Source organism: Methanotorris formicicus Mc-S-70 (assembly GCF_000243455.1).
Classification (GTDB): Archaea; AGJL01; Methanococci; order Methanococcales; family Methanococcaceae; genus Methanotorris; species Methanotorris formicicus.
In genome coordinates this window covers 1-20,934 of the sequence record NZ_AGJL01000021.1, presented here as the reverse complement: position 1 = coordinate 20,934, position 20,934 = coordinate 1, and the positions used below count along the sequence as shown (strand labels likewise).

The 20,934-nt window shown below is 33.8% G+C and carries 23 protein-coding genes and 2 pseudogenes; 16 read left to right on the top strand and 9 right to left on the bottom strand.

Features of this window, described 5'->3' with window-relative positions:
- Positions 1 to 18: 18 nt before the first annotated feature.
- The 4 genes and pseudogenes from METFODRAFT_RS04800 to METFODRAFT_RS11485 form a co-directional block, all read left to right on the top strand.
- Positions 19 to 1,167, top strand: coding sequence for an MFS transporter (locus tag METFODRAFT_RS04800; protein ID WP_007044424.1), 1,149 nt, complete (start codon positions 19 to 21; stop codon positions 1,165 to 1,167).
- A gap of 21 nt (positions 1,168 to 1,188) precedes the next feature.
- Positions 1,189 to 1,716, top strand: a complete 528-nt coding sequence (locus tag METFODRAFT_RS04795) for a ribonuclease VapC5 (protein ID WP_007044423.1) — start codon at positions 1,189 to 1,191, stop codon at positions 1,714 to 1,716.
- Positions 1,717 to 1,719: 3 nt separating this feature from the next.
- Positions 1,720 to 2,106, top strand: coding sequence for a hypothetical protein (locus METFODRAFT_RS04790; protein WP_007044422.1), 387 nt, complete (start codon positions 1,720 to 1,722; stop codon positions 2,104 to 2,106).
- 95 nt (positions 2,107 to 2,201) lie between these two features.
- Positions 2,202 to 2,695: pseudogene (locus tag METFODRAFT_RS11485) on the top strand (zinc ribbon domain-containing protein); the annotation flags it as partial.
- A 1-nt stretch (position 2,696) separates the two neighbouring features.
- Here the strand turns inward: METFODRAFT_RS11485 and METFODRAFT_RS04785 are convergent.
- Positions 2,697 to 3,416: a hypothetical protein gene (locus METFODRAFT_RS04785; protein WP_007044421.1), complete on the bottom strand. Its 720-nt coding sequence runs from the start codon at positions 3,414 to 3,416 to the stop codon at positions 2,697 to 2,699.
- Between the two features lie 145 nt (positions 3,417 to 3,561).
- Positions 3,562 to 4,569: a M24 family metallopeptidase gene (locus METFODRAFT_RS04780; protein WP_007044420.1), complete on the bottom strand. Its 1,008-nt coding sequence runs from the start codon at positions 4,567 to 4,569 to the stop codon at positions 3,562 to 3,564.
- Between the two features lie 140 nt (positions 4,570 to 4,709).
- Here METFODRAFT_RS04780 and METFODRAFT_RS04775 point away from each other — a divergent pair, with 140 nt between their 5' ends.
- Together METFODRAFT_RS04775 and METFODRAFT_RS04770 are read left to right on the top strand one after the other, a co-directional pair.
- Positions 4,710 to 5,471, top strand: coding sequence for an ABC transporter permease (locus METFODRAFT_RS04775; protein WP_048115587.1), 762 nt, complete (start codon positions 4,710 to 4,712; stop codon positions 5,469 to 5,471).
- A gap of 59 nt (positions 5,472 to 5,530) precedes the next feature.
- Positions 5,531 to 6,295 carry an ABC transporter ATP-binding protein gene (locus METFODRAFT_RS04770; RefSeq protein WP_007044418.1) on the top strand — a complete coding sequence of 255 codons (765 nt, stop codon included), beginning with the start codon at positions 5,531 to 5,533 and terminating at the stop codon, positions 6,293 to 6,295.
- A gap of 16 nt (positions 6,296 to 6,311) precedes the next feature.
- Here METFODRAFT_RS04770 and METFODRAFT_RS04765 read toward each other — a convergent pair whose 3' ends face one another.
- The 4 genes from METFODRAFT_RS04765 to thsA all read right to left on the bottom strand — a co-directional run bounded on the left by METFODRAFT_RS04765 (position 6,312) and on the right by thsA (position 9,209).
- The gene (locus METFODRAFT_RS04765) at positions 6,312 to 6,545 is read right to left on the bottom strand and encodes a hypothetical protein (protein WP_245528915.1); all 234 of its coding nucleotides are present in this window, start codon (positions 6,543 to 6,545) and stop codon (positions 6,312 to 6,314) included.
- The gene (locus METFODRAFT_RS04760) at positions 6,542 to 6,877 is read right to left on the bottom strand and encodes a hypothetical protein (RefSeq protein WP_007044417.1); all 336 of its coding nucleotides are present in this window, start codon (positions 6,875 to 6,877) and stop codon (positions 6,542 to 6,544) included. Before METFODRAFT_RS04760 ends, METFODRAFT_RS04765 begins: the two co-directional genes overlap by 4 nt.
- A 110-nt stretch (positions 6,878 to 6,987) precedes the next feature.
- Positions 6,988 to 7,410, bottom strand: coding sequence for a hypothetical protein (locus METFODRAFT_RS10880; protein ID WP_007044416.1), 423 nt, complete (start codon positions 7,408 to 7,410; stop codon positions 6,988 to 6,990).
- Between the two features lie 176 nt (positions 7,411 to 7,586).
- Positions 7,587 to 9,209, bottom strand: coding sequence for a thermosome subunit alpha (gene thsA / locus METFODRAFT_RS04750; RefSeq protein WP_007044415.1), 1,623 nt, complete (start codon positions 9,207 to 9,209; stop codon positions 7,587 to 7,589).
- A gap of 178 nt (positions 9,210 to 9,387) precedes the next feature.
- Here thsA and glmM point away from each other — a divergent pair, with 178 nt between their 5' ends.
- The 9 genes and pseudogenes from glmM (at position 9,388) to purL (ending at position 17,532) form a co-directional block, all read left to right on the top strand.
- Complete coding sequence (gene glmM, locus METFODRAFT_RS04745) at positions 9,388 to 10,734, top strand: phosphoglucosamine mutase (RefSeq protein WP_007044414.1); 1,347 nt, start codon at positions 9,388 to 9,390, stop codon at positions 10,732 to 10,734.
- A gap of 141 nt (positions 10,735 to 10,875) precedes the next feature.
- Positions 10,876 to 11,202 (top strand): heavy metal-binding domain-containing protein, encoded by a 327-nt coding sequence (locus METFODRAFT_RS04740; protein ID WP_007044413.1) that lies wholly within the window; start codon positions 10,876 to 10,878, stop codon positions 11,200 to 11,202.
- A gap of 8 nt (positions 11,203 to 11,210) precedes the next feature.
- Complete coding sequence (locus tag METFODRAFT_RS04735) at positions 11,211 to 11,465, top strand: hypothetical protein (RefSeq protein ID WP_141564066.1); 255 nt, start codon at positions 11,211 to 11,213, stop codon at positions 11,463 to 11,465.
- 8 nt (positions 11,466 to 11,473) lie between these two features.
- Positions 11,474 to 12,010, top strand: coding sequence for a DUF4013 domain-containing protein (locus METFODRAFT_RS04730; protein ID WP_007044411.1), 537 nt, complete (start codon positions 11,474 to 11,476; stop codon positions 12,008 to 12,010).
- A gap of 5 nt (positions 12,011 to 12,015) precedes the next feature.
- Entirely contained in the window at positions 12,016 to 12,441 is a 426-nt protein-coding gene (locus tag METFODRAFT_RS04725; protein ID WP_007044410.1) for an NfeD family protein, read from the top strand.
- Between the two features lie 20 nt (positions 12,442 to 12,461).
- Entirely contained in the window at positions 12,462 to 13,274 is an 813-nt protein-coding gene (locus tag METFODRAFT_RS04720; RefSeq protein WP_007044409.1) for an SPFH domain-containing protein, read from the top strand.
- Between the two features lie 13 nt (positions 13,275 to 13,287).
- Positions 13,288 to 13,896 (top strand): OB-fold nucleic acid binding domain-containing protein, encoded by a 609-nt coding sequence (locus METFODRAFT_RS04715; protein ID WP_007044408.1) that lies wholly within the window; start codon positions 13,288 to 13,290, stop codon positions 13,894 to 13,896.
- Positions 13,889 to 15,071 (top strand): annotated as a pseudogene (locus METFODRAFT_RS04710) (tripartite tricarboxylate transporter permease). The gene METFODRAFT_RS04715 and the pseudogene METFODRAFT_RS04710 overlap by 8 nt, the downstream one beginning before the upstream one ends.
- Before the next feature lie 265 nt (positions 15,072 to 15,336).
- Positions 15,337 to 17,532, top strand: coding sequence for a phosphoribosylformylglycinamidine synthase subunit PurL (purL, locus tag METFODRAFT_RS04705; protein WP_007044406.1), 2,196 nt, complete (start codon positions 15,337 to 15,339; stop codon positions 17,530 to 17,532).
- A 3-nt stretch (positions 17,533 to 17,535) separates the two neighbouring features.
- On the opposite strand, the gene METFODRAFT_RS04700 is transcribed toward purL, so the two are convergent.
- The 3 genes from METFODRAFT_RS04700 to METFODRAFT_RS04690 are packed head-to-tail and all read right to left on the bottom strand — an operon-like array spanning position 17,536 to position 20,291.
- Entirely contained in the window at positions 17,536 to 18,309 is a 774-nt protein-coding gene (locus METFODRAFT_RS04700; RefSeq protein ID WP_007044405.1) for an ATP-binding protein, read from the bottom strand.
- 23 nt (positions 18,310 to 18,332) lie between these two features.
- Positions 18,333 to 18,821: a MogA/MoaB family molybdenum cofactor biosynthesis protein gene (locus tag METFODRAFT_RS04695; protein ID WP_007044404.1), complete on the bottom strand. Its 489-nt coding sequence runs from the start codon at positions 18,819 to 18,821 to the stop codon at positions 18,333 to 18,335.
- Between the two features lie 15 nt (positions 18,822 to 18,836).
- Complete coding sequence (locus METFODRAFT_RS04690; RefSeq protein WP_007044403.1) at positions 18,837 to 20,291, bottom strand: methanogenesis marker 14 protein; 1,455 nt, start codon at positions 20,289 to 20,291, stop codon at positions 18,837 to 18,839.
- A gap of 306 nt (positions 20,292 to 20,597) precedes the next feature.
- Here METFODRAFT_RS04690 and METFODRAFT_RS11160 point away from each other — a divergent pair, with 306 nt between their 5' ends.
- A complete protein-coding gene (locus tag METFODRAFT_RS11160; protein WP_216698820.1) occupies positions 20,598 to 20,801 on the top strand; it encodes a hypothetical protein in 204 nt (67 codons plus the stop codon).
- Positions 20,802 to 20,934: the final 133 nt, after the last annotated feature.

Sequence of the window (20,934 nt, the reverse complement as noted above, 5' to 3'; positions counted from 1 at the left end):
GGTTCTGCTGGTGTAAATATGGGGAATAAAAAAGCAAAAAATGTTGTTGTTTTAGGTATTGTTAGTTTTTTAAATGATGTGAGTAGTGAAATAATCTCCGCCATATTGCCAATGTTTATAATCTCATTGGGTGGAGATAGTGTAGTTGTTGGTTTGATTGGGGGGGTGAGGGATAGCATACCAAGTATCTTTAAAGTTTTTTTTGGATACCTATCAGATAGATTTGGGAAGAGAAAGATATTTGTATTTGTTGGATATTTTTTATCCACAATTTTTAAACTTTTACTACCATTTTCAAAAACTTGGGAATATGTTGCAGTTTTTTCAGGTTTTGAAAGGATAGGAAAGGGGATTAGAGAAGCCCCAAGGGATGCAATCATAGCAGAATCAATGCCAAAAGAAAGAGGGAAGGCTTTTGGAATTCATAGAGCACTTGATACCTTTGGAGCAGTTTTAGGTTCAATGACAGCATTTATATTAATTTATTATCTTGTTCTTGATTTTAAATCCATATTGCTAATTGCATCATTGCCTGCTTTTTTCTCCTTAATTCCTCTATTTTTTGTAAAAGAAGTGGAAAAAGCAAATACAAAAAACTTTAAACCGATAAATTTAAAATTATTGGCAAAACCACTCAAACAATTCATCCTAATCTCTACAGTATTTGCTCTTGCCAATTTTAGTTATATGTTCTATATCTTAAAAGTTCAAGAACATCTTAGTGAATTTGCTGTGGAGATTTCTATTATACTATATGTTATTTTTAATATTTCCTATGCAATATTCTCCATACCGTTTGGTATTCTATCCGATAAAATTGGAAAGGGTAAGGTTATAGCATTTGGGTATTTGATATTTTCGTTAACCGCATTGGGATTTGTGTTATTTAAATCACTAAAGGTATTTTTTGTTTTATTTGTATTTTATGGTGTTGCCTATGCAATACTCAACACAAATCAAAGGGCTTATGTTTCTGACTTATCTCCAAATGAAATTAAAGCAACAGCCCTTGGAGTTTTTCAGACTGCAACTGGATTAATCGCTTTACCATCAAGTTTAATAGCAGGATTTTTATGGAAAATCTCCTCAAATCTAACTTTTATATATGGCTGCGTTCTTGGGTTAGTTTCATGCATACTCATGATTCAAATGTTAAGGGGTAAATAATTACTTCTTAGGTGGTTTATTATGAAACCCAAAATTTTGGATGCTTCAGCATTTATTCATGATTATAATCCCATCTTAGAGGTGGGGGAACACTACACAACATACGACATCATCAATGAGGTTGAATCACGGGCAGAAATTGTTAGACAATCTTTAAATCTTGGGAAATTGAAGGTTATGGAGCCGAGTATTGAGAATATATTAAAAGTAAAAGATATGGTATCAAAAACTGGAGATGCTTTATCTGAGGCTGATATTGGTGTTTTAGCATTGACTTTAGATTTGGATGGGATTTTGTATACTGATGATTATGGCATACAAAATGTGGCAAGAAAACTTGGCATCGATGTGAGATCTATCATCACTGAGGGTGTTAAAGAGGAATTTATATGGAGGAAGGTTTGTAAGGGCTGTAAAAAGATGTATCCAATGGAACATGAAGGAGATGTCTGTGAGATTTGTGGCGGGATTTTGGAGAGAAAAATGGTTAAAGGGAGGTTAAGAAAAAAATACAAAACCAGAAGAAAGAAAAAGAAAAAAATGTGGTAAATTATGAAATATATAAGGGCAAAGTCAAAGGAGGATCTAATAAAAAAGATAAAAGAAACTGAGATGGAGGATAACGAGATTTATATCAATCAGGAATTGAATAGAGATGTTGTAATCGAACTTTTGGAGAATTGGGAAATTGAGAAGATATATCTTCCAAAGTCAAAGTACCAAAGAACATCAAAAAAAATTATAAATGCGTTAAAGGAGATAGGCATTGAGGTTGAAAGTATAGATGTGAGATGTGGAAGACCAACAGATGTAGATAAAATTATTAAAAAATACATGGACAAACATCCAAAGGAAATATCTAAAATAACAGGCATTCCTTTAAAAACCGTTGAGTACCATTATTACAAATTAAAAAAAGCAGATAGTGGGTTTAAATGAATATGCTATTCAAGTTGCAGAAGGTATTTCCAACAACTCCACAAAATATGAAATCTTATGTGATATAACGGATGCTTGGTTATGCTTATCAAAGATACCAGTCTATCTTTTTTAATAACTTAATTATTTTTCACTATACTTCAAAAACCTGTCCCGTATGCGGGAGTAGAATGGAGTCCCAAGAGGACAGGTTGTTAAATGCGATAATTGTGGAGTTTTTGATAGACAGTTTGTTGGATGTTTTAATATTTTTAAAAGAGGAGTTGAATTGGTTAAAAAACTCTTAGGCGGAGTTGGGGGTTCTCTCGGAGCGAAGCAATGAGAATTTAAAAACCGTTAGGTTTTTAAGTCCGTGACTGGGGTTGAGAGCGATGATTTACTCTCCAATGAACCCAGAGGAGAGTTGAGATCAATGAAACCCAATCCTAACGTGGAAGCAAAGCTTCCAGTAAGGAAAACTGAAGGTTTTCCTCTGATGGTCTATACTGTAGATTTAAAGGTATGTATCTTAAATGTCTATAATCGTCTATATTTGACCACGTTGGGAAGACCCCGATATGATATTCGAAGATACTGGATAACTATATAAATTAAATCTTATCCAACTCCACGAATAATCCAGGAGAGAGAATGTCGTGGGTGTATTTGTATTCCTTACCACCATGGGATCTTGTCTCATTTATAAATCTTGGTAGAACATGCCCTAAAATCAAAGTTGGGTACTTTAAAGATGGAATTTCGAATCTATAATCAACAATTGTCCAATATCCAAGATTCTCAAATTTATCTATGGTTATGCATTTCAAGGTAGGTACGGTTATTGCCCTTCCCCCACACTCACAAAAGTCCTTATCGGAAGGCAGTAAAATTCCACAACTCTCGCAAATATTTCTTTCAGTCTCGATTATCTTCAAAACCCTCAAAGCAATATACCTTGATTCCTTCCTATTTTCAATTTCGTTGTAGAAGAACTCTTCTTTTATTCCAGTTATGAATGGCTGTTTTAAAGCAATTTTTTTCCATTCATTTATGGTTTCTTCATCAATTTCAGTTCTTTCAAATATACTCTCCCTCGATAACTCCAAGATATTATTTTTTCCAATAAATGCCCCTTTTATTAAAAAATCTCCAATCTCTGGCTTTTCTATAGTAAAAAAATGTCCTAAACCCCTCTCAGATAAATATATTCCTTTATATGTCCTTCCATATTTTGTATTTAAAACAATATATCCAAGAACTCTTGCTAACACTTGCTCTTCTGACAAGTCAATTTTTGGCACCTCAATATTTAATAAATCTTCTAATCTCATAATTACCACCCTTTGTTTTTAATTAATTTCTTAGATTTCTTTTTATGTGGTTGAGTAGTTAAATTTATTTTCATCAATCTTCTTTAATATACTTAATTCCCCAGCACTAATTTGTATGATTAAAAATTACTTTGTAAATGGTATTTCACCAGTATTTCGCATTACTCAACCTTTCAAAACCCTTCTTTTTAACCAAATACAAATCCTCAATCCTAACTCCAAATTCATCCTTTAAATATATGCCTGGCTCGATAGTTAAGACCATCCCTTCCTTCAAAACAATGTCCTCTTCTGCTTTAATAGATAATGCCGGAGTTTCATGCACTTCAACACCAACCCCATGACCAAGAGAGTGAATGAAATATTCCTTATATTCTCCCATGAACTCTCTTGCAATTTTATCAAGTTCTTTTGCCGAAATTCCTTCTTTTAAATACTTTTCCGCCTCTTTTTTAGCATTAAAAACAATATCATAAACCTCTTCCATTTTTTTTGATGGATTTAACAAAAATGTCCTTGTTATATCTGAACAATAACCCCCATACACAGCCCCGATATCAATTAAAAGAATATTTTTTATTATTTTATTTGAAGGTAGTTCATGCGGATAAGAAGTTTTTTTATCTGAAATAACAATTGTATCAAAAGAAGGCCTGATGCTTCCATTCCTTTTCATAACATATTCTATTTCTGCAGATAGTTCATTTTCAGTTTTATTCATATTTTCAAGATTCTCTGTAACATATTCAACTGCCTTATCACTAATCTCAACTGCTTTTTTTATTAGTTTTATTTCACTTTTATTTTTTATCACCCTCATCTCTTTAATCTTTTCTGAGATGATTTTATAATCTTTGCTTAGATATTTTAAGAACTTTATTGGTAAGGTTTCCTCAACACCATCGCAACCCTCAAAGATATTCTCCCACTTATCAAAAATCTCAACTCGTAGATTATTTCTTTCATATTTCTTTGCCATCTCATAATCTAATTTAGGAACATATAAAATCCCTTCCTCTCCTTCAAAAACCAGAACTGAAAAATTTGGTGGATATCTCTCCAAGAAATAATTTATATTTTCTTTTTTTAAAATTACGGCCTTTTTTATTTCATTTTCATGTAGATACTCTACGAACTCCTTGATCTTACCCATACTATCAACCCCAAAATCGAAATCTTTATATTACCTCAATGTGTTTAATTAACCTATATTTTTAAATTTTTATTATTTATTCACATATGCTTTTTACGGCAATTTACAAAAACTGCAATATTAAAAACGGAAGGGGGATTATGAAGTTGCTTAGGAACCTTCTACTACCAATACTTGGGGTAATTCTTTGGGAAATATTTGCCATATATCTAAACAACCCAGTAATAATCCCAAGAGTCGAAAGTGTTTTAAACGTTCTCTTCCACCCATGGGAAGGGATTTTAGGAACTGGGAATTTGGTGGAAAATACGGTTATAAGTATAAAAAGAGTTATCTCTGGATTTATTGTTGCTGGCTGTGTTGCAATTCCATTGGGTATTTTGATGGGGTATTATTCTTTTGTTAATGATTTATTTGATACAGTTATTGAGTTGTTAAGACCCATTCCGCCTCTTGCATGGGTTCCATTGGCATTGGCATGGTTTGGAATCGGAGAGGCATCAATGCTATTTATCATATTTATAGGGGCATTCTTCCCAATTTTGATAAACACCATATCTGGAGTTAAAGGAGTTCCAAAACCACTGATTGAGGCGGCTTTAACCCTCGGGGCTAAGAGTAAGGATATTTTAATAAAGGTTGTTATTCCTGCTTCATCACCAAGTATCCTAACTGGTTTAAGAGTTGGGGCAGGGATTGCATGGATGTGTGTTGTCGCTGCAGAGATGTTGCCAGGAAGTGATGCTGGTTTGGGGTATTTGATTATGTATGCATATTCTTTAAGTAGGATGGATGTTGTTATTGCTGCAATGGCTGTTATTGGATTGATTGGATTAATTTTAGATAGGGGGCTTAGATTTATTGAAGATAGGTATTTCAAATGGAGATCTATGATGAAATAATCTAAACATGAACATGCTATATAAATTTCATTGAAATAAATAGAAAAAAGGTGTAATTGATGGCAAAACTGGAGTTGGTAAATATTGTCAAAAAATACATCACGGAAAAAAAGGAACTTCTCGCTGTAGATAACGTAAGTCTGTCAGTGGAGGAGAATGAGTTCATCTCTATTGTAGGGCCGAGTGGTTGTGGTAAATCAACATTGTTGAGGATTATAGCAGGTTTAGAAAAGCCCACAAGTGGAAAAGTTCTGTTAGATGGAAAGGAAGTTAGAGAGCCAAGTGCTGAAAGGGGTATGGTGTTCCAGCAATACACGTTAATGCCATGGAGGACGGTTTTAAAGAATGTAACCTTTGGTTTGGAAATTAAAAAGATTCCAAAGGAAGAGCAGATAAAAGTTGCAAGGAAATTTATAAAGATGGTTGGATTAGAGGGTTTTGAGGACGCCTATCCACACCAACTTAGTGGAGGAATGCAGCAAAGGGTAGCGATAGCAAGGACTCTTGCAAATGACCCAGAGATTGTTTTAATGGATGAACCTTTTGGGGCATTGGATACACAAACAAGAGCGATACTTCAAAATGAACTTTTAAAGATTTGGCAAAAGGAGAAAAAAACTGTACTTTTTGTTACGCATAGTGTTGATGAGGCTGTGTATTTATCAGATAAGGTTGTTGTAATGACTGCGAGACCTGGAAAAATAAAGAAAATAGTTCCAATTGAACTAAAAAGACCAAGGGATAGAACAGGTATAGAGTTTTTGGAATATAAGAGGAAAATCGTTAATGAATTAAAAGATGAAGTTTTAAAGGCGATGAGATAATTTACTGACAGTGTGATTACGAGAATCCTTTCTTTATTAGTTCTTTACTACACTCTTTAATCACTTCATAGAATGATAATCCATATTTGTGGCTTAAATATTCTATACAGTTTGATACCATTGCTATAAACCTAACAAACCCAATATTGCTCTTTTCAGACGTTAGGTAATTTCCCTCAACATCTAAAATCGATTTATCTCTTCTATGCTTTTCTTCTATCTTTGGTCTCTTCATATACTCGCTTATTATGTTCTCTGCCTTCTTTTTATGGTTTGTAGAGACCAGATACTTAGGTTTTCGCTTACGAAGTAAGCGAGCAACGAAATGCGAAGCATTTCGTCTAATCTCTGATTTTCCATCAACACTGCAACGATTTTAACTCTACCAACATCGGGAATATTGACCACTTTCTCGGATAATCTAAACTTTATTCCATTAATAGTCCTTAATTTAAGCTTTTCTTTCTCGAAATCCCTCTTAAATAGTCCTTCTACCTTAACCTTCTTACCGAAATATTCAACTATCAGGTTTTTCCTAAGTTTACCAATATATTCCATTCCCAATTCTTTAGATTCCTTCATAATTTTCTTTGTCGTTACAAAAGTGTCTCCTACGACCGTCCCGATATCTATATGAGTTAAGAATCTAATAATTTCGATGAATATGTCTGTGGATTTTTTGCCAAGTGGTTTTATTGTAGTGTAAATCGAATATATCCCTTTTTTTCGTGATAAATACAGCAGTTTATCTGCTCTTGATATGGTTTGCTATGTCTTTCGATGTAGTTATATCGAATATTGCAACCATAAACCTTTTTACTCCATCTCCTTAGTAGCGTTGAATCGATTATTGCAGTGTATTTAAATCTATTGTCATCAAAAATATCGGGAAGGTTGGATAGTTGAGTATACAAACAAAACTCATTTTCTGATAGTTTTTGTAGGTTTTTAACGATAGTCGTTCTGTGAATTCCCGAGACATACTCTGAAAATGCTTTGATAGTTTTTATTGGCGTTAGTGTTCTAACTTGTGCGAACTTAGATAACTCCTCCGAACAGTTAAATCCTAAACTATTTATAGAATTAGTGAGTATACTATTAAGTGCTGTTAGCATGGAGGTTTCACCGTTTTTTAACGAGTTATTCAAGCACTACATATTTCTATTTTTTGGTTTTAAAGTTAATATTGTTAAATCACACTATCAGTAATTTAAATTCCTTTTACATTGAAACTATATATTTAAATGTATAAACATTTTTAAAAAATAAAAAAAGATTTAATTAAGGGAATTTAGAATTCCCCTCCCATATCCCCCATGTCTCCTGAATCTCCTTTTCCTTTGTCTAATTTTTCTGCTGCAATGACGTCATCAATTCTCAACAACATTTCTGTTGCTTCTGTTGCTGAGATGATTGCTTGTGTTTTAACTCTTAATGGCTCAACAACACCTTTTTCCAACATATCGATAACTTCTCCACTGAAGACATCCAATCCGAGTGTTACTCCATCTTTTTCGTGTTTTGCTCTTAAGTTTACCAATGTGTCAATTGGGTCTAATCCTGAGTTCTCTGCTAATGTTCTTGGAATAACTTCTAATGCATCAGCGAATGCTTTAACTGCTAATTGCTCTCTTCCTTCAACACTTTCAGCGTAATCTCTGATTCTCTTAGCCAATTCAACTTCTGGTGCTCCACCACCAGCAACAATCTTACCATCTTCAATTGTACATGCAACAACCCCAATTGCATCATCAATTGCTCTTGCAACTTCTTCCATTACATGCTCTGTTGTTCCTCTGACCAATATTGTTACTGCTTTTGGAAGTTTGCACTCTTCAACGAATATCATTGCGTCTCCAGCAACTTTCTTCTCTTCAACTACTCCAGCCTCACCTAAGTCTTCTGGTGTTAAGTCTTTTATGTTTGTTATTATTTTTGCACCAGTTGCTTTTGATAATTTCTCCATGTCTGATTTCTTGACTCTTCTAACTGCCAATATTCCTTCTTTTGCTAAGTAGTGTTGTGCCAAATCATCAATACCTTTTTGACAGAATACAACATTTGCACCAGTTGCTTTAATCATTTCAACCATTTCTTTTAACATCTTCTCTTCTTGTTCAATGAACTCCATTAATTTTGCTGGGTCGGTGATTCTAATTTCTGCATCTGTTTCTGTTTCTTTGACTTCAATTGGGCAGTTCAATAATGCAATTTTTGCGTTTTCTATTTTCTTAGGCATTTGTGGGTTGACTCTTTCTTTGTCAATAACAACTCCCCTAATTAATTCAGTATTTTCTATTGGAGCCCCTTCTTTCTTCTCAATCTTAATTAAGTCCTTATCAACTTTACCATTTTCATCAATTACTGTTCTTACTGCTTCAACAATGATTTCTGCTAATTTTTCTCTTGCTTTTTCAGCACCTTTTCCTGTAATTGCAGTCATTGCAATTTTCTTTAACATTTCAGTATTATCTGGTTTTATGTCAATTGCAATGTTGTTTAATTCTTCTAATGCCTTTTTGAGTGCTAATTGGTATCCGTTGATGACTATTGTTGGGTGAACGTTTTGGTCTAATAACTCTTCTGCTTTTCTCAATAATTCTCCTGCAATTACAACTGCTGTTGTTGTTCCATCCCCGACTTCTTTTTCCTGTGTCTTTGCAACCTCAATAAGCATTTTTGCTGCTGGGTGCTCAACACTCATCTCTTTTAAGATTGTGACACCATCGTTTGTGATAATAATGTCCCCCAAATCATCAACTAACATTTTGTCCATTCCTTTTGGACCTAATGTTGTTCTAACTGTCTCAGCAATAACCCTACCTGCTAAGATATTCATTCTTTGAGCATCTCTACCTACGTATCTTTTAACATTTTCTGGTAATACAATAACTGGTTGACCCATTGCTGCCATATTCCTCACCTCATAACTTTTGAACTTCATCGGTATGTATATGACAATGAACTTCTATATAAATATTTTGGTTTTATTTATGGTTGTGACACAATTGAAAAAAGAGTCAAATAAAAATTAATAAATAAATAATTTACAAAAAATAACAAAACAAAAAACAAAATTTTGGGTGTCATCAATGAAACTTTTTGGAACTTCAGGAATAAGGATGAAAAACCTTGATCCAGAAATTGCATATAAGGTAGGATTTGCACTGTCAAAAAAAGTAGATGATGTTGTTATTGGGAGGGATACAAGGACAACTGGAAAGTTAATAGAGAGTGCATTGATAGCAGGTTTATTGAATGGGGGTAGTGAGGTAACAACAATAGGCATGGTCCCAACGCCAGTTTTGGGGTTTTCTACAAGAGAATATGATGCAGGGGTTATGATTACTGCCTCTCACAATCCTCCAGAGTATAATGGGATAAAGATTTTTAATAATGATGGAACCGCATATAGACCAAGTCAGGAAGAGGAGATTGAAGAAATTGTTTTTAGCAATGGTTTTAAAAGGGCTTCGTGGGATTGTGTGGGTGATGTTTGGGAGGATAAGAAAGCATTAAAAAAATATATGGACTTTATTTTAAAGAATGTGAATATAGAGAAGAAATTCAATGTGATTGTAGATTGCTGCAATGCATCTGGAAGTTTGGTTTCCCCATATCTATTTACAGATGTAGGATGTCATGTTATATCGGTAAATTCTCATGTAGATGGAAGATTTGTAGGAAGGATGCCAGAGCCGAATGAAAAGAATTTAAAAAATACAATGGAGATGATTAGGGGGTTAAATAACAAAGATGGGGATTATATTGGTATTGCACATGATGGTGATGCCGATAGGATGATTGCTATTGATGAAAAAGGTAGGATGACAGATTTTGATAAACTTTTGGCTGCATTTTCAAGATATATTGTTGAAAAAACAAATAAAAAAATAATAATAACAACTGTTGATGCATCAATGGTTATTGATGAATATCTAAAGGATTTAAATGTTGAGGTTATTAGAACAAAAGTTGGGGATGTTGCAGTTTCAGAGGTGATGCAAAAATATAACGCATTATTTGGAGGGGAGCCGAGTGGAACATGGATTCATGGAGATATTCACTTAACTCCCGATGGAATTTTAAGTGGTTTGAGGATTTTGGAGATGATGGAGTTTTATGGCAAAAAGTTATATGAGATAATGGATGAAATCCCATTATACGTAAATTTAAGGGAGAAAATTCCATGTGAAGATGAGAAAAAGAAAAAAGTAATGGAGTATGTTGTTGAGAAGGGAGAGAGTTTATTTAAAATAACTCCTGAAACCGTTGATGGGGCAAGATTTAACTTAGAGAATGGATGGGTTTTAATAAGGCCTTCAGGAACTGAACCATATATAAGGGTTAGAGTTGAGGCAAAAAATAGTAAAGATGCAAAAGAACTTTTAGAAAAAGGAATAAAATTAGTAAAAGAATGTTTAAAGATAGATATTTAATTTTTACCTATTTTAAATTTTATTTTAACGCTCATCTTCACTTACAATTACATAATATAAATAATAATCGCAATACGATGATTAGCATCAAAATGGTAAAGGATATAAACGAGTAGTTACAATTTATTATAGGTGGTAGAAATGATAACAACGACAACTCCAAGTATTGAAGGAAAAAGAATCGTCAAATATTTAGGAATTGTTAGCGGAGATGCAATTGTGGGGGTTAATGTCCTTAAAGATATATTCGCAGGGATTAGAGACATAATAGGGGGAAGAGCGGGGGCTTATGAGAGGGAGTTAAAGAAGGCAAAAGAGATAGCAATAAACGAGATGATTGAAGAAGCAAAGGATTTGGGGGCTAATGCAATTGTTGGAATTGATTTGGATTACGAAACTGTTGGACAAAATGGGAGTATGCTAATGGTTAGTGCAAGTGGGACTGCTGTTATTGTTGAGGATGAATGAGGGGGAGTATGTCATTTTCTAATGAATATATAAAAGAACCATTAAAATATACATTCTCAGATTTAAAGAAAGGAATTGTTGGAGGTATTTTAACGTCTCTGTTTCCTGTTGCATTATCTATCTTACTTATTTTCTTAACCCCTTATTTGGATAAAATGAAAATGGGTTGTCATTTAAGTTCAGCAATAGCAATTGCTGGTGTGTTAACATTCATTGGGTTTCTTATATCTTTATTTGTTTATGGTTATTATGTTAGAGTATAGAATCAACGTTGAAGGGTAGCAACCAACTACCAGAGTGGGAAAATTTTGGAGAACTATTTGTTAAGGGGATACTTTGGGCTGTTGGAAATTTTTTGTTGGTTTTGATATTCATTATTGTTCCATTACTGATTGTTGGGGGTGGAGTTCTCTATTTATCAAAAAATCCCAACACCGGGATGATTTTGATAGGTTTGGGGATGTTGTTGATGGTTTTATTTATACTCCCATTGATGTTTTACCTTCCATTGGCAACAGTTAATTTTGCAAAGAGGGGGTTTTTGGGATTTTTCGAGTTCGTTGAGGTGTTTAATAAGTTCTCGTTGGAATATATAATTTTGTTCATAGTGGTTGTGATTGTAATCTCTATCATAAGTATGGTTATCCAATTACCATTTGTGATTTTAAAGTTCCTTTTAATATTTGCAAATCCAAAGTTACCATATATTGTGGATGTAGTGATTGCATTCATTAATTCGTTTGTTGGGTTCTTCTTAGGGATTTTTCAATATAGGGTATTTGCAAAATACTACAAAAAGAAAGAGTGAGTTTTATGGAAATTGGATATTTGTTTATATTGGTTGGGTTGATAATTATCGCTTTAGAAACCATCATTCCCGGGTTGTATTTTCCAGCGTGGGGGATTGCAATACTTATTTATGGGATTTTTTTGTTAATAAATCCAAACTTTGCATTAATCTCTGCAATATTTGCTGGGGGAATTACCCTATATATTTTGCATAGGATAGTTTATGGGAAAGGAATGTATATAAGGATTGGTGCAGAGAGATATATTGGTGAGGAAGGGGTTTTAGATGAGGACGTTGATGAGCACAAATATGGGCATGTTTTGGTTGATGGGGAGAGATGGCAGGCAAAGGCAGATGAACCAATAAAAAAAGGGGAGAGAGTTGTTATTGTTGGTGTAGATGGGGTTTCTCTCATAGTTAAAAGAAAAGAACCACAAAATAAGGAATAAAACATAAATGGGGTGGAATTATGTGGTATTGGATTCTATTAGGTTTAATTGTACTATTTATTTTAACAAAGGCAATTGTTATTGTCAAGCAGTATGAAGGGGGGCTTATATTTAGATTAGGAAAGGTCATTGGAAAATTAAGACCTGGAGTAAATTTAATAATCCCATTCTTTGATATACCTGTTAAAGTTGATTTGAGGACGATGGTTGTTGATATCCCACCACAAGAGATGATAACAAAAGATAACGCTGCTGTTAGGATAGATGCGGTTATTTATTATAGGGTTGTGGATGTCAGTAAGGCTATTTTGGAGGTTCAAAATTATGAGTTTGCAATAATAAACCTTGCTCAAACAACGCTAAGAGCGATAATTGGTAATATGGAGTTGGATGAGGTTTTGAATAAGAGGGAGTTTATAAACTCAAAGTTATTGGATATTTTGGATAAGGAGACGGATGTTTGGGGGGTTAAGGTAGAGAAGGTTGAACTTAGAGAGATTGAGCCACCACAAGACATAAAAGATGCAATGACACAGCAAATGAAGGCAGAAAGGTTGAAGAGGGCAGCAATCTTAGAGGCAGAAGGAGAAAAACAAAGTAGAATCTTAAAAGCAGAAGGGGTTGCAGAGAGTTATAGGATTGAGGCAGAAGGGCAGGCAAAGGCAATTAAAATTGTTGCAAAGGCTGCACAGCAATACTTTAAGGATGAGGCACAACTCTACAAGGCATTGGAAGTTGCTTCAATTGTGTTGAAAGATAATGCAAAATATGTAATATCTGAGAATGTCATGGACATAGCAAAGAATTTCATTAAAAAAGAAATTAAGCAATAATTGGGGGGAGTTTATGAATGATAAAAATATCATAATAGTTTGTTTAATATTTGCAGTATTGGGCATAACAACTTTAAATTTTTACAGCATAGAACCAAAGGAAGTTAAGATTTGTGAAATAAAGGAGGGTGATTATGTAAAAATAACAGGATATATTCAAAAGTTGGGGTTAAAAAGGGATAAGTGCAGGAATATATTGGAAGTTAAATCCATAACCATAAACGATGGCACTGGGCATTTGGATGTTGTTGCATTTGGAAAGGTTAGGGAAGATTTAACAAATTACATAAAAAATTATTATCCATGTTCCATAAAAGAGAGGGATAAAGTCCAAGTAATTGGAAAAATATCAACATACAATGGGAAATACCAAATAATTTTGGAGGATATGGATAATTTCAAGTTGATTGAGAAGTTGAATTTTGATAGGGATATCTACCTCTCCCCAAAACCAACAAATATCTATGCCTCAAAATATGGGAAAACATACCATACATCAAAAGATTGTCCTTATGGTAAGAAGTTAAAGGAAGATAATATAATCTATTTCTATTCTGAGGAAGATGCAAGGGAATTGGGTTATAAAAAATGCAAATGGTGTTCAAAGAATGCCAATAGATAATTTACTTTTTTTATTTTTGGGTATTATTTGCGGAACATTCACTGGATTGTTTCCGGGTGTACATCCAAACAACATTGTGGCATTATCCTTCCTATTTATTCCTTTTTTAGTAGGATGGGTATTTGTTCTTTTTAATTGGCATGGTTGTTGCCCACTATTTTATAAACTACATTCCAACGGTGTTTTTAGGAGTTCCTGATGATGAAACCGCTACTGCAGTTTTTCCCATGCACAGATTAACTTTGAAAGGTTTGGGATATGAAGCGGTGTTTTTATCTGGATTTGGGGCGTTTTTAGGCATAGTATTTTCAATTTGTGTGGTTTTTATCATCTATCTTTTAAATTTGGATTTTTATGGGTTTTATGAATCTTTAAAACCACATCTTCCATTTATTTTAACGCTAATTTTGTTCATTATTGTTGTGTTTTCAAGAAGTTATTGGACGGCAGTTGTTACTATCTTATCTGGGATTTTTGGGGTTATTACACTGTATAAAAATCCATCCTTCAACTGCACATTAACCGCAATATTCACTGGCATGTTTGGTATTCCAATACTGATGAATAGCCTTAAAATAACAAAGATACCGCATCAAATTATAACATTTCCCGATTTCAAGTTAAGTTTTTTAAAATCAGCATTTCTTGGTTCTATTGGAGGAATTTTAAGGGTATTTTTACCTGCTGTTGGTGGATCTCAGATGAATTACTTTTTGAGTAAATTGATAGTAGAGAGTAACATAAAAAATTTTATAATCTCACAGGGTTCTATAACATTAGCCAGTGAGGTATTTTCAATCTTCGCATTGTTTTTAATTAGAACTGGCAGGAGTGGTGTTGCAGACGCAATTGGGAATTTGAATATTGATGTTAATCTGTTCCAGTTAATAACATCCATAATTATTGCATCTTCAATCTCTTGTGCTATTCTATTATATCTTTCAAAGTTTATCCTTCTAAAAATGCAGAAGATAGAGTTTAAGAAGATTTCAATGTTTTTTATATTATTTTGCACATTTATAGTTGTGGTTTCATCCATCAAGTATGATGTTATTTACCATTTGGTTGTTTATTTAATAGGAATTTCAATTGGAACTTTATGTTTAAAAACAAAAACACCACTATCTTATATGATGAGCGTGTTGATATTCCCAACGATACTTTATCTTAAATAATTATAGTTGATTTCAAAACATTTTGGAAAACGATTTTAAACCTGTATTTTTGAGAATATTGTTTATAAATTTATATACAACTATAAATCGAATTGGTTCTCTGAATTACTTATAATCATGTTAGGTAATGATACTTGAAGATGAGCGAACATAACATAAATGACAATATAGAAAAGATTAAAAACGTGGTGAATAATTAAAACTTTACTACAAAACTAATTTCATAAGTATTAAATAATGAGTATTAATAATGAGGAGGAAGATTATGGACTTAAATGATTTGAAATATATAGAGGAAAAATTGGGAAGAAAACCAAATGATGTAGAGATTGGGATGTTTGAGAACTTATGGAGTGAGCATTGCGCATACAGGTCTTCAAAATCCCTTTTAAGAATGTTTGCGAAGACAATAAAGGAGAATAATAAAGATATTGTTGTTGGTCCTGGGGATGATGCTGCAATTATTAGAGTTGACAGGGATATTTGCATTGCCCTGGCTATGGAGAGTCATAACCATCCGTCATACATAGACCCTTACAACGGAGCGGCAACAGGTGTTGGTGGAATTGTTAGGGATATTCTCTCAATGGGAGCAAAGCCTATAGCATTATTAGACCCATTAAGGTTTGGGGATATTAACGGGAAAGAAAAAGATAAAGTAAGGTGGCTTATTGAAGGGGTTGTTAAAGGTATTGGGGACTATGGGAATAGGATTGGAGTTCCAACAGTTGGAGGAGAGTGTGAATTTGACAAATCATTTGACTACAACAACTTAGTTAATGTTGTTTGTATTGGATTGGTTAGAGAAGATGAGATAATCACCGGAAAGGCAAGAGAGCCAGAATTATCCTTAATCTTAGTTGGTTCAACAGGAAGGGATGGTATTGGTGGGGCTTCATTTGCTTCAAAGGATTTAACAAGTGAGAGTGAAGAGGATAGACCAAGTGTTCAGATTGGAGATGCATTTACAGAGAAGTGTTTAATTGATGCAGTTTTAGAGGCATGTAAAACAGGAAAGGTTAAGGCAATGAAAGATTTAGGAGCGGCAGGGATAACATCATCAACCTCAGAGATGTGTTACGGTGGAGGTGTTGGGGCAGAACTTTATTTAGAAAACGTTATTTTAAGAGAAGAGGGTATGACACCTTATGAGATTATGGTTTCAGAAAGTCAGGAGAGAATGCTCTTAGCAGTTGAGAAGGGAAGTGAAGAAGAAATTATAAAGATATTTGAAAAGTATGAATTGCCTGCATCAGTGATAGGAAAAACAACAGATACAAAGAGAATAGTGGCAAAGTTTAATGGAGAGGTTGTCGTTGATTTGCCTTTGGAGTTGCTTTGTGAGGCACCATTATTGCATAGGGAAGAAAAAGAGGATTTAAAAGAGAAAAAAGATGACAAGGAAAAAATAAAAATGCCAGAGGATTTGAATGAAGTTTTATTAAAACTCCTTGAAAGTCCAAATATCTGTTCAAAAGAGTGGATTTACCAGCAGTATGACCATGAAGTTCAAATAAGGACTGTTGTAAAGCCAGGAAAAGATGCTGCAGTTTTAAGGTTGGTTGAAGCATATCCAAAGGGCATTGCTTTAACATCTGATTGCAACTCAACATACTGCAAACTAAACCCATACGTTGGGGCAGTTAATGCAGTAGCAGAGAGTGTTAGAAATTTAGCAACAGTAGGGGCTAAGCCAGTTGCCATGCTTGATAATTTAAACTTTGGAAATCCAGAGAGACCTGAAAGATATTGGCAATTAAAAGAATGTGTTAAGGGCTTATCTGATGCTGCCGAGTTCTTTGACATCCCAGTTGTTGGAGGAAACGTAAGTTTATACAATGAGACGATAATTGATGATAAAGATTACCCAATAAACCCAACACCTGCTATAGGTGTTGTTGGAATTGTGGAGGATGTTGAAAAGGTTCCAGGAGTGTTTAATAAAGTTAAGGAAGGGGATGTTTTAATAATAACAAATGAAACCAAGGATGAAATGGGAGGAAGTGAATACTATAAAGTTATTCACAACACAGAGGAAGGAATTGTCCCAAGAGTTGATTTGGAGAAAGAAAAAGAAATATACAATAGTGTTGTTAAATTAATAAACAAAGGAATAATAAATGAGGCAATAGATTGTTCAAGAGGTGGATTATCCATTGCTATTGCAAAACTCTGTATAAATAACAACATTGGGGCAGAATTAGATCTAAGTGAATACAACAAAGACAATTTGAGAGAAGATATTTTGTTATTCTCAGAAACCTCTGGAAGAATAATTTTGGCAGTTGATGAAAAGCATGTTGAGGAAGTTTTAAAAGAAACAAAAGGATATGTCATTGGAAAAGTGAAAGGAAATGAATTAAAGATAAAATTGGATGGAAAAGAGTTGATTAACTTAGAGGTTGAAAAATTAGCAAAGGCATACAAGGAGGCATTCCCAAAATTCATGGGAGAGTTATAGTGATTATATTATCCACTTTTCTACAATTTTCTCTACTTTTTTATAAACCTCATTATCATCTGGTAAATCAAATAATGGTTTTCCCCTTAAATCATATTCCGCTATCTCTTTGTTATAGGGTAGTTTCCCAATTAAATTTAATCCTAATTCTTTTGCATATTCCTCAACGATTTGCTCATTTTCTTCATTTACCTTATTTGCCACAACATAGATATCTTTAAATTTAACTTCCAGTTCATTTGCAAGTTTTTTTATCCTCTTTGCAGTTCCAATGCCTCTTTTTGATGCATCTGTAACAACAATCATCAAATCAACGTTTTGAGTTGTTCTTCTACTCAAATGCTCCAATCCTGCCTCAGTGTCTATAATAACATACTCGTATGATTTTGCAAGGGTGTCTATTATCTGCCTAAGCCAATTGTTCACACTGCAATAGCATCCACTTCCTTCAGGTCTTCCCATAACAAGTAAATCAAAATTATTCGTCTCGACTATGATTTCATAAATCTTTCCTTCCAAATAATTCTGCTTCGTTATCCCAGGAGGTAGTTTGTTCTCTTCAACTAACTTCTTCAAATCCTCTCTTATGTCTCCAACTGTCTTTTCTACTTCAACTCCAAGCGTTTCTGGTAGATTTGAGTCTGGATCTGCATCAATAACTAAAATGCTATTTGTTTTTTTAGTTAATGCCTTTATCAATAAAGTTGAAAACATGGTTTTTCCAGTTCCACCTTTTCCACTTATTGCTATGATTTTATGAGCAAAGCGAGTTGTCATTATTTTCACCAAAACATATTACTTTATTCTCTAACATGTCTTAAGATATGTCCTGTTTCTTTTTTTATAATTTTTAGACCTGTTTTACATGCATTTACTGAACCTGGAAGGGCATATATGACCCTTCCCCTATAAATCCCTGCAGTACTTCGTGATAAAATTGTTGCTTCTCCAACTTCATCATAACTTATCTTATGGAATATTATTTTAAATCCTTCCAACTCCTTCTCAAAAATTTCTTTTAATACGTCTGATGTGTTGTCCCTCTTAGATATGCCTGTTCCTCCTGTTATGACGATACAATCCACATCAAAAAAATCTATGACATGGTCTATAATTCCTTTTATCATATCCTTATTGTCTGGAATTAGAGCATGGAATATGGCATTTAACTCATTTTTTAAAAGTTCTCCTGATTTATCTTCAACTTTATCGCCTTTTAACATTTCATTGTATCTACTATCACTTACCGTTATTACACCATATTTAACGTTATCAATACCTTTATGCATTTTTTCACCATTTTGTTATCTAAGCATACCTTTATCTTTTTGCCATTTTCTTCTTAAACCCAAAATGCAACCTCCTCCCCTATTACCCCCAATTGGTATGTTTGGCGTTCCAAGGCAATTCATACATCTTGCCATAACACTCGCCCCCAATGCTAAACCATCCTCAACAAACACGACATTTTCTTCAACATTCTCCCAGATATCCAATCCTTTGAGTTTTTCTATTATTAACTTTGGCTTCTCCCCAGTAATTCCTGCCCTACCTGTTATACCTATTGCAGTTTTTTCATTAACAAGTCCTTTTTTATATACAAATTCAACTAATCTCTTTGCTATTTCTGCAGAAACCAAATCCAAAGTATAGAGTAGAGTTGGAACATTGCATTCCTCAACAATTCTTTTTCCAATCTCCTCTAATTTTGGCAAGTCACTTCCATTTTCTCCAACATCACATCCAATTAAGGTAGTTCCTGCTTTTTTTGCCGCCTCTGGATTAACTGGAACTGTTCCAAATCTTTCAACATTTGATGGAACTTCATCAATTATTATGTATTTGTGGGCTTTCTCTGCGTATTCTTCTGCAAGTTCTTTGTTTGGTTTATCATTACATTTTTTTGTAATATCTAAAGCCGCCCCTTTTTCTTTATTAACAAGCCCAGAACCTCTTGTAATACTGTCGGCAATAGCCCCCGCCAAACCACACAAATTCCCAATAACCTTTGCATAAGGTAGAGTATCGTTGGTTATCCTCCCTGCTAATGTAGTACCAAAGTCAATACTCATACATGGATTTCTAAAATCGACCTCTGTCCATTTACTTCCAACTTTTATTCCTGCCGTAACAAGTTCCCCTTCCATTTCATTTGCAACAACTTCCTTCCCTGTTGGAGGGAGAACTCCCGTAACTGCCCCATCAAATATTATTTTATCCATCATGCTGTATTTATCAAATGGTTTCGGCAGTTGGTTTTTTGACATTGCAGGAGCCATCTTTGATGGAGGAATGCCTGCTTTTAAACATCCATCTGCCAATGCAATAATCATTGCCCCAACCTCCTCAGGAGAGGCAAAACCTGCCGTAACTCCAGTACTTCTAACGACAAAATGCAAGTCATCTATTGTTAGGTTTCCTTCCTTAAGGGCTTTTAGTAAAACCTCCTTAACCATCTCTGCAACCGCTTCTTTTGTTAATTCAACACCCCACAATGTTTTCCCAAAAACCTCTTCTCCCTTCTTTGGTTTTCTAACGTCTCTTGTCATTTTTACATGTTTGCTCACAATATAGGTTTTTCCAGTATCCATATTTGTTGCCGTAATGATGGCTTTTGTTGTAGTATTACCCAATTCAACTGACGCCACAATATAGTAGGGGTTTCTTTTTAATTCAATTAAATCAACTGTTTGGGATTTTGCATAGTGTATCTTTGGTGATTTTTTAAAAATTCCCTTTATTACATCTAAAAATCCCATGGCTCTCTCCTCTCAAAATTATGTTTGTGTCATAATTTAACTCATCTATATGATATAAACGTTAAAGTATAATCTTAACGGTAGTTCCCATCAAATAGATAAATATATAACTATATGATTATAGATTACTACAAAAAAATAGTTGGAGGTAATAACATCGTAGATAAATCTAAAATTCCGAGAATTAAGCGTTTAATAAATCTTATGCGAGCTAAGTTTTACCTAATAGTCGTCAAATACAAATCGCCATACACACGCAGAGAGAAAATATCTCTCTTAGACTTAATAATCTTTTCGGTTCTTTGTATGATATACTTTTCGGGAGTTTATAAGAGGGGTTATGAAATACTAATCGAATATTTAGGACTATTTACAAAAATTAGATATAACAAGATTGTTGAACGAATAAATAGATATGAACAACTTTTATTCGAGATTCAAAAGACTTTCCTAAACAAAAATTGTTTATTATTCATAGATACAATCCCAATTGAAACGAAAAATCCGTAAGGAAGGGAAGACATGAAAAATTGGATACTCGGAACTTATTAAAAAACGGCAGTGTTGGATATAACCCATCGAAAAGACTGTGGTATTATGGATACAAAGCAACTTATATTACCGATGGGTTGTATCTAATGTT

Bases quoted from the DNA above. Each gene is read 5' to 3' on its own strand.
- METFODRAFT_RS04695 (WP_007044404.1), bottom strand. From the start codon at position 18,821: ATGCATAAAGGTATTGATAACGTTAAATATGGTGTAATAACGGTAAGT.
- METFODRAFT_RS04735 (WP_141564066.1), top strand. From the start codon at position 11,211: ATGTCATTTTCTAATGAATATATAAAAGAACCATTAAAATATACATTC.
- METFODRAFT_RS04690 (WP_007044403.1), bottom strand. From the start codon at position 20,291: ATGGGATTTTTAGATGTAATAAAGGGAATTTTTAAAAAATCACCAAAG.
- METFODRAFT_RS04785 (WP_007044421.1), bottom strand. From the start codon at position 3,416: ATGAGATTAGAAGATTTATTAAATATTGAGGTGCCAAAAATTGACTTG.
- METFODRAFT_RS04700 (WP_007044405.1), bottom strand. From the start codon at position 18,309: ATGACAACTCGCTTTGCTCATAAAATCATAGCAATAAGTGGAAAAGGT.
- METFODRAFT_RS04740 (WP_007044413.1), top strand. From the start codon at position 10,876: ATGATAACAACGACAACTCCAAGTATTGAAGGAAAAAGAATCGTCAAA.
- METFODRAFT_RS04790 (WP_007044422.1), top strand. From the start codon at position 1,720: ATGAAATATATAAGGGCAAAGTCAAAGGAGGATCTAATAAAAAAGATA.
- purL (WP_007044406.1), top strand. From the start codon at position 15,337: ATGGACTTAAATGATTTGAAATATATAGAGGAAAAATTGGGAAGAAAA.
- METFODRAFT_RS04770 (WP_007044418.1), top strand. From the start codon at position 5,531: ATGGCAAAACTGGAGTTGGTAAATATTGTCAAAAAATACATCACGGAA.
- METFODRAFT_RS11160 (WP_216698820.1), top strand. From the start codon at position 20,598: ATGATATACTTTTCGGGAGTTTATAAGAGGGGTTATGAAATACTAATC.
- METFODRAFT_RS04800 (WP_007044424.1), top strand. From the start codon at position 19: ATGGGGAATAAAAAAGCAAAAAATGTTGTTGTTTTAGGTATTGTTAGT.
- METFODRAFT_RS04725 (WP_007044410.1), top strand. From the start codon at position 12,016: ATGGAAATTGGATATTTGTTTATATTGGTTGGGTTGATAATTATCGCT.
- METFODRAFT_RS10880 (WP_007044416.1), bottom strand. From the start codon at position 7,410: ATGCTAACAGCACTTAATAGTATACTCACTAATTCTATAAATAGTTTA.
- METFODRAFT_RS04715 (WP_007044408.1), top strand. From the start codon at position 13,288: ATGAATGATAAAAATATCATAATAGTTTGTTTAATATTTGCAGTATTG.
- METFODRAFT_RS04760 (WP_007044417.1), bottom strand. From the start codon at position 6,877: ATGAAGGAATCTAAAGAATTGGGAATGGAATATATTGGTAAACTTAGG.
- METFODRAFT_RS04720 (WP_007044409.1), top strand. From the start codon at position 12,462: ATGTGGTATTGGATTCTATTAGGTTTAATTGTACTATTTATTTTAACA.
- METFODRAFT_RS04780 (WP_007044420.1), bottom strand. From the start codon at position 4,569: ATGGGTAAGATCAAGGAGTTCGTAGAGTATCTACATGAAAATGAAATA.
- METFODRAFT_RS04795 (WP_007044423.1), top strand. From the start codon at position 1,189: ATGAAACCCAAAATTTTGGATGCTTCAGCATTTATTCATGATTATAAT.
- glmM (WP_007044414.1), top strand. From the start codon at position 9,388: ATGAAACTTTTTGGAACTTCAGGAATAAGGATGAAAAACCTTGATCCA.
- thsA (WP_007044415.1), bottom strand. From the start codon at position 9,209: ATGGCAGCAATGGGTCAACCAGTTATTGTATTACCAGAAAATGTTAAA.
- METFODRAFT_RS04775 (WP_048115587.1), top strand. From the start codon at position 4,710: ATGAAGTTGCTTAGGAACCTTCTACTACCAATACTTGGGGTAATTCTT.